This is a genomic window from Aquipuribacter hungaricus (assembly GCF_037860755.1).
GTDB lineage: Bacteria > Actinomycetota > Actinomycetes > Actinomycetales > JBBAYJ01 > Aquipuribacter > Aquipuribacter hungaricus.
Genome location: NZ_JBBEOI010000204.1, coordinates 1 through 6,277 on the forward strand (window position 1 = coordinate 1; position 6,277 = coordinate 6,277).

8 protein-coding genes are annotated in these 6,277 nt (G+C 76.5%); 2 read left to right on the forward strand and 6 right to left on the reverse strand.

All coding sequences use genetic code 11. The features are described from left to right. Both WCS02_RS16090 and WCS02_RS16095 read left to right on the forward strand, forming a co-directional pair. On the forward strand, positions 1-314 hold a 314-nt coding region (locus WCS02_RS16090), incomplete at its 5' end, for a hypothetical protein (protein WP_340295067.1). Positions 315-355: 41 nt separating this feature from the next. Then, positions 356-526, forward strand: coding sequence for a CsbD family protein (locus tag WCS02_RS16095; protein WP_340295069.1), 171 nt, complete (start codon positions 356-358; stop codon positions 524-526). Between the two features lie 65 nt (positions 527-591). Here the strand turns inward: WCS02_RS16095 and WCS02_RS16100 are convergent, their stop codons facing one another. The 6 genes from WCS02_RS16100 to paaB are packed head-to-tail and all read right to left on the reverse strand — an operon-like array spanning position 592 to position 6,203. Then, complete coding sequence (locus tag WCS02_RS16100; protein ID WP_340295071.1) at positions 592-3,081, reverse strand: beta-glucosidase; 2,490 nt, start codon at positions 3,079-3,081, stop codon at positions 592-594. Positions 3,082-3,096: 15 nt separating this feature from the next. Beyond that, positions 3,097-3,348, reverse strand: a complete 252-nt coding sequence (locus tag WCS02_RS16105) for a hypothetical protein (RefSeq protein ID WP_340295073.1) — start codon at positions 3,346-3,348, stop codon at positions 3,097-3,099. Positions 3,349-3,392: 44 nt separating this feature from the next. Then, on the reverse strand, positions 3,393-4,625 hold the full coding sequence (locus WCS02_RS16110; RefSeq protein ID WP_340295075.1) for a 2Fe-2S iron-sulfur cluster-binding protein: 1,233 nt from the start codon (positions 4,623-4,625) through the stop codon (positions 3,393-3,395). Next, positions 4,562-5,083 carry a 1,2-phenylacetyl-CoA epoxidase subunit PaaD gene (paaD, locus tag WCS02_RS16115; RefSeq protein ID WP_340295077.1) on the reverse strand — a complete coding sequence of 174 codons (522 nt, stop codon included), beginning with the start codon at positions 5,081-5,083 and terminating at the stop codon, positions 4,562-4,564. Before paaD ends, WCS02_RS16110 begins: the two co-directional genes overlap by 64 nt. Positions 5,084-5,094: 11 nt before the next feature. Beyond that, positions 5,095-5,913: a 1,2-phenylacetyl-CoA epoxidase subunit PaaC gene (gene paaC, locus WCS02_RS16120; protein ID WP_340295079.1), complete on the reverse strand. Its 819-nt coding sequence runs from the start codon at positions 5,911-5,913 to the stop codon at positions 5,095-5,097. Beyond that, positions 5,910-6,203, reverse strand: a complete 294-nt coding sequence (gene paaB, locus WCS02_RS16125) for a 1,2-phenylacetyl-CoA epoxidase subunit PaaB (protein WP_340295082.1) — start codon at positions 6,201-6,203, stop codon at positions 5,910-5,912. The genes paaC and paaB overlap by 4 nt, the downstream gene beginning before the upstream one ends. Positions 6,204-6,277 lie beyond the last annotated feature (74 nt).

Below are 6,277 nucleotides of genomic sequence, written 5' to 3' on the forward strand. Positions count from 1 at the left end.
CGATCCGACTTCGCGCCGGCACGGTCGGGGGCAGGCTGCTCCTCGACCTCCCCGCGGCGGCCCGCGCGGCGGCCGAGGCCCTGGAGCGCGAGCCCGAGGTCGAGGGTGCGCGGGGGCACGTCGTCGTCGACCGCGGCCGCACGGTGGTCGAGCTGGTCGCCCGCGTCGACGCCGGCGCCGACCTGCCCCGGGTGCGGGAGCTGGTCGACCGCACGCACGCGGCCCTCGCGGCCGTCGTCCCTCCCGGCACCGCGGTGCTGCGCGTCCGCCTGGACGTCCGCCGCGGCCGGGCCGAGAGCCCCCGGGTCGCCTGACCCGGGACGACAGGGCCTGCGGGCCCGGACAGGAGAGCACCATGGGACTGGCTGACAAGGCGAAGAACGCCGCCGAGGACCTGGCCGGCAAGGCCAAGGAGGCCGCGGGCCGGGCCACCGGCGACGAGCGGCTCGAGGCGGAGGGCGAGGCCCAGCAGACCGAGGCCGACGTCCGTCAGGCCGGCGAGAAGGTCAAGGACGCCTTCCGCTGACCTGCCCCACCGACAGCAGGGCCCCACCCCCTCCCCCGGGGTGGGGCCCTGCTCCGTGCCGGGCCTCAGGCGGCCCAGACCTCCACGGTGCTGACGACGTCGGCCAGCGAGGTGCCGACGTGCAGCCGGAACACGCCCTGCTCGAGCGCCCACGCGTGCGCGGCGACGTCCCAGTGCTCCAGCGCCCGGCGGGGGACGTGCACCGTGGCGGTGACGCTCTCGCCCGGTGCGGCGTCCACCACGACGGAGCCGACGAGCCAGCGCGGCACCCGCTCCACCGTGCTCTGCACCCGCGAGGCGTACACCTGCACGACCTGACGGCCCGGGCGCGCGCCGCGGCACGTGACGGGCACGGTGATGGTGAGGCCCGACGCCGGTGTGCCCGTGGACGAGGCGTCCCCGAGCTCCCACGTCGTGTAGCCCAGGCCGTGGCCGAAGCCGTACAGCGGCTCCCGGCCCTCGCTGTCGTACCAGCGGTAGCCGGTGCGCAGGCCCTCCTCGTAGGCGAGCACCCCGTCGACGGGGGTGGTCGAGGGCAGGCCCTCCTCCGAGCGCGGCCACGTCACCGGCAGCCGGCCGCCGGGCTCGCGCATGCCGAGCAGCACGTCGGACAGGGCGTTGCCGAACTCCTGGCCCGGGAACCACGTGAGCAGCACCGCCGGCGCCTCGTCGGCCCAGGGCAGGAGCACCGGGGCGCCGGAGTTGACGACGACGACCGTGCGGGGGTTGGCGGCGAGCACCCGGCGGACCAGCTCGTCCTGCCGGCCCGGCAGGGCCAGCGTCGTCCGGTCGAAGCCCTCGCTCTCCACCTCCGCGGTCGTGCCCACGACGACCACGGCGACGTCGGCGGCCGCAGCGGCCTCGGCCGCGGCGTCCAGCAGGTCGTCGTCGGCGGACGGCGAGAGCGCGAGCAGCAGCCGGAACGTCACCGTGGCCACCTCGGCGTCGCCGAACCCGCCGGTGGGGGCCGGGCGGTGCCGCAGCCTCAGCCGCACGGGGCGACCGGCCTCGAGGTCGACGGGGACCGTCTGCTGCGGCGGGCGCATCATGCCCTCGACCGGGTCCGCGCCCTCGGGCAGCGCCACCGTGGCGGTGAGGACGGCGGCGTCGTCCAGGGCGAGCTCGAACGGCCCGACGCCGGCCACGCCGAGCAGGTAGGTGCCGCTCGACGGCACCTGAACGACGGCGGTCAGCTCGATCGTGTCGACGTCCGGGACCCGCAGGGTGCCGGTGAGCTCGCCGAGCCACATGAGCGAGGTGGAGTGCCGGGTCTCCCGGGCGAGCTCCTCCCCGGAGGCGTCGAGGAAGCGGACGACCGCGCCCTGCTGCAGCCACGACGGGTCGAGGGCGGCCACCCGGTCGGTGCTGCTCACGCCCTGGCTCCAGGTCACCTCGACGTCCTCGCCGAGCACGCGCCGCAGACCCTCCAGCGGACCGACCGTGTACGGCGGGAACACCGTGGCGCTGCCGCCGCCCAGGGTGCGTCCGGAGACCGCGTCGGGGCCGACGAGCGCCAGGCGGGTCAGCTGCTCGCGCTCCAGCGGGAGGATCCCGTCGTTGGCGGCGAGGACGAACCCGGCCGCGGCGGCGGAGCGGAGCTCGCCGGCGACGCGGTCCGCGGGCCACGGCTCGGGCACCCGCGGGTAGGAGCCCTCGAGCGCCCCGACCCGCAGCGCGAGCAGGAGCAGGCGGCGGACCTTCTCGCGGACCGCGGCGGCGGGGACGCGCCCCTCCTCCACGGCGGCGACGAGCCGGTCGCCCCACGGGCCGGACGGCCCGGGCATGAGCAGGTCGAGCCCGGACAGCGCGGCGGCCTCGGTCGAGCGCCCCGCGAACCAGTCCGTCATCACCACGCCGTCGAAGCCCCACGCGTCCTTGAGCAGCTCCTGCAGCAGGGGGCTCTCGGTCATCGTCGTGCCGCCCACGCCGTTGTAGGCCGCCATGACGGCCCACGGGTCCGCGTCGGCGACGACGCGCTCGAACGGCGCGAGGTACAGCTCGTGCAGCGTGCGCTCGTCGACCTGCGCGTCGTAGAGGAAGCGGTCGGTCTCGGAGTCGTTGGCGACGAAGTGCTTGACCGTGGCGGCGACGCCCTGGCTCTGCACGCCGCGGACGTAGGCGGTGGCGATCTCCGCGGTGAGGAACGGGTCCTCGCTCAGGCACTCGAAGTGCCGGCCGCCGAACGGGGTGCGGTGGAGGTTGATCGTGGGGGCGAGCAGGACGTCGACGCCCTTGCTCCGCGCCTCGGCGGCGAGCAGGCGGCCGAGCCGCTCGACCCGCGCCGGGTCCCAGGTCGCCGCCAGCGACGTCGGGGACGGGAGGTTGGCGGACGGGTCACGCTCGTCCCAGCGCTCCCCCCGGACCCCGGCGGGCCCGTCGGAGGTGACGAGCCGGCGCAGGCCGACCGCGGGCTCCGCGTGGAGCGCCCAGAAGTCCGCCCCCGTGAGGACGCGGACCTGCTGGGCCAGGCTGAGCCTGTCGACCAGCTCGTCGACCGACGGGTCGTCGGCCGGGACGCCGGGGTCGAGGGTGGGGACGCGCAGCTCGTCGCTCATGCCCCCCTGTCTACCTCAGCGAGGGCGCGTGGTGGCCTTCGTGGCGCGGCCCTTCGTCACCTTGCCGTGCTTGCTGGTGCCACGCGTGGTCGTCGTGCCGCGCGTCGTGGCCTTCCGGCCCTTGACCGGCGTGGCCGGCTTCCCCGAGAAGCGGGCGGCCAGCGACGACAGCGCGGCCTTGGCCTTGGCCTGGTTGGACGGCTTGCGCGCCTCGCTGGCGACCTTGGCGACGACGACACCCTTGAGCGTGTTCTTGATGAAACCCATGGCGGTCGGGTACCCGCGCACCGGCAGGGTGATGCATCCGCGCCCTAGACGAACTCGACCTCGAGCGCGGGTGTCGTCGGCCGCGACTGGCACATGAGGCGCAGCCCCCGGGCCAGCTCGTCGGGCTCGAGGGCGTGGTTGACGTCCATCTCGACCTCGCCGTCGACCACCCGGGCACGGCAGGTGCCGCACACGCCGCCGCGGCAGGCGAACGGCGCGTCCGCCCGCACCCGCAGGACGGCGTCGAGCACGGTCTCGCTGCCGCCGTCGACCTCGACGGTGCTGCGGCGGCCGTCGAGGGTGACGTGGGCCGTCGTCGAGGCGGCCGCCGTCGCGGCCCGGGGCCGGGGCGCGACGGGGTCGGCGTGGAAGAGCTCGACGTGGACGCGGTCCCGCGGGACGCCGAGGTCGTCGACGAGGGTGTCGCGCGCGCCCGTGACCAGCTCGAGCGGCCCGCAGAGGAACCAGTCGTCGACGTCGGCGGGGTCGAGCAGGGCGGCCGTGACGCGCAGCAGGCGGTCGCGGTCCAGCCGTCCGCTGAGCAGCTCGGAGGTCTGCTCCTCGCGGCTGAGCACGTGCAGCAGCCGGAACCGGGAGCCGTACCGGTCGCGCAGGTCGGCCAGGTCCTCGGCGAACATGACGTCGCGCGCCGAGCGGTTGGCCAGCAGCAGGGTGACCCGGCTGCCCGGCTCGCCGGCCAGGACGGCGCGCGCGATCCCGAGCACGGGCGTGATGCCGCTGCCGGCGACGACGCCGGCCACGTGGCGGGCCAGGTCGGGGTCGACGTCCAGGCCGAAGCTCCCGCCGGGCGGGGCGACATCGAGGGTGTCGCCGGCGCGGAGACCCCGCAGCACCCAGCCGCTGAAGACGCCGTCGGGCACGGCCTTGATGCCGACCGTGAGCACGTCGGTGCCCGGCTCCCCGCACAGCGAGTACGTCCGGCGGACCTCGGTGCCGTCGAGCACGGCCCGGACGGTCACGTGCTGCCCGGGGCGGGAGGCGTACACGGCCCGCAGCCCCTCGGGGACGGCGAGCGAGACGGCCACGGCGTCGTCGGTCAGCTCCTCGACGGCGACCACGCGCAGCGGCGCGAAGCCGGCCCGGGCGGCGGGGGCCACGTGGTCGGCGGCCGTCGGGACGGCGGCCGTCGGGACGGTGGCCGTCGGGTCGGTGGCCGTCGGGACGGTGCCCGGCAGGACGGTGCTCAGGGTGCTCAGAGCTCCTTGAAGCGGTCGAAGGGCTCGCGGCAGGCGGTGCACCGCCACAGCGACTTGCACGCCGTCGAGGCGAACCGGGCGAGCTCCTCGGTGGCGGACGAGCCGCAGCGCGGGCAGGCGGGCGCGCCGGCGTCGCCGCCGTGGCGTCCCAGGCCCGGGCGGTACCCCAGCTCGACCTCGACGGGGCCGCCCGCCGGGCGCGGGCCGGGCGGGGCGATGCCGTACTCGACGAGCCGCTGCCGGCCCGCCTCGCTGAGCCAGTCCGTGGTCCACGCGGGGGCGAGCACGAGCCGGACGTCGACCGCGGGGGCGCCGGCCCGCTCGAGCGCGGCGCGGACGTCGCTGCGGATCTCGTCCATCGCCGGGCAGCCGGAGTACGTCGGCGTGATGTCGACGTGGACGGTGCCCGCCTCGTCGACGACGACGTCGCGGAGGATGCCGAGGTCGGCGATGGTCAGCACGGGGATCTCGGGGTCGGTGACCTGCTCGAGCACGAGCAGCGCCTCGGCGGCGTCCACGACGGCCCCGGCTACCAGGTCGCGCCGGGGTGGGAGCGGGCCACGTGCTGCATCTCGGCGAGCAGGTAGCCCAGGTGCTCGGTGTGGACGCCGCGGCGCCCGCCGGTCGGCGCCCAGGTCGTGGTCGGCCTGCGCAGCCGGGCGTCGGCGAGCACCGCGTCGACCGTGCTGTCCCACCGCTCGCGCAGCGGGGCGGGGTCGGGAGCCACCCCGGCGGCGACGCAGCGGGCGAGCACGTCGTCGGTCTCGAACAGCTCGGCCGCGTACGGCCACACCGCGTCCAGGCCCGCCTGCACGCGCCGGGCGGACTCCTCGGTGCCGTCGCCGAGCCGGACGACCCACGACGCGGCGTGGTCCAGGTGGTAGCGGACCTCCTTGACCGCCTTGGCCGCGACGGCCGCGAGCGTCGGGTCGGTGCTGGCGGTGAGCGCGGCGAACAGCGGGACCTGGTAGGCGCTGACGAGCAGCTGGCGTGCCACGGTCTGGCCGAAGTCCCCGACGGGGAGCTCCATGACCTGGGCGTTGACGAAGTCGCGCTCGTCGCGCAGGAACGCCAGCTCGTCCTCGGTGCGGCCGGTGCCGTCGAGCTCCCCGACCCGGGCGAGCAGGGTGCGGGCCTGGCCGAGCAGGTCCAGGCCGGTGTTGAGCAGCGCCACGTCCTCCTCGATCGTCGGGCCGCGGGCCGCCCACTCCCCGAGCCGCTGGGCGAGGACGAGCGCGTCGTCGGCGAGGCGCAGGGTGTAGGCCGCGACGTCCGGCCCCTGCGCGGTCCCGGCAGCAGCGGTCGTGCCCGGCGTGGTCGCGGTCCGCCCCGTCGCTGCAGCGCTCACAGGCCCTGCACCCCGGCGGGGACCTCGTAGAACGTGGGGTGCCGGTAGGGCTTGTCGCCCGCGGGGTCGAAGAAGGCGTCCTTCTCGTCGGGGCTGCTCGCGGTGACGTCGTCGGAACGGACGACCCAGATGCTCACGCCCTCCTGCCGTCGGGTGTAGACGTCGCGGGCGTTGCGCAGCGCCATGTGGGCGTCGGGGGCATGGAGGCTGCCGGCGTGGGTGTGCGACAGCCCGCGGCGGCTGCGGACGAACACCTCCCACAGCGGCTCGCGGTCCGCGGCGGCGCTCATGCGACCCGGCTCGCGTCGTCGCCCACGGCAGCGCGCTCGGCAGTGCGCGCGCCGGCGCGCCTCGCGGCGTGGGC

What these genes read in the sequence shown, in the direction of transcription:
- WCS02_RS16095 (WP_340295069.1), top strand. Translation starts at nt 356, where the DNA reads ATGGGACTGGCTGACAAGGCGAAGAACGCCGCCGAGGACCTGGCCGGC.
- WCS02_RS16100 (WP_340295071.1), bottom strand. Translation starts at nt 3,081, where the DNA reads ATGAGCGACGAGCTGCGCGTCCCCACCCTCGACCCCGGCGTCCCGGCC.
- WCS02_RS16105 (WP_340295073.1), bottom strand. Translation starts at nt 3,348, where the DNA reads ATGGGTTTCATCAAGAACACGCTCAAGGGTGTCGTCGTCGCCAAGGTC.
- paaB (WP_340295082.1), bottom strand. Translation starts at nt 6,203, where the DNA reads ATGAGCGCCGCCGCGGACCGCGAGCCGCTGTGGGAGGTGTTCGTCCGC.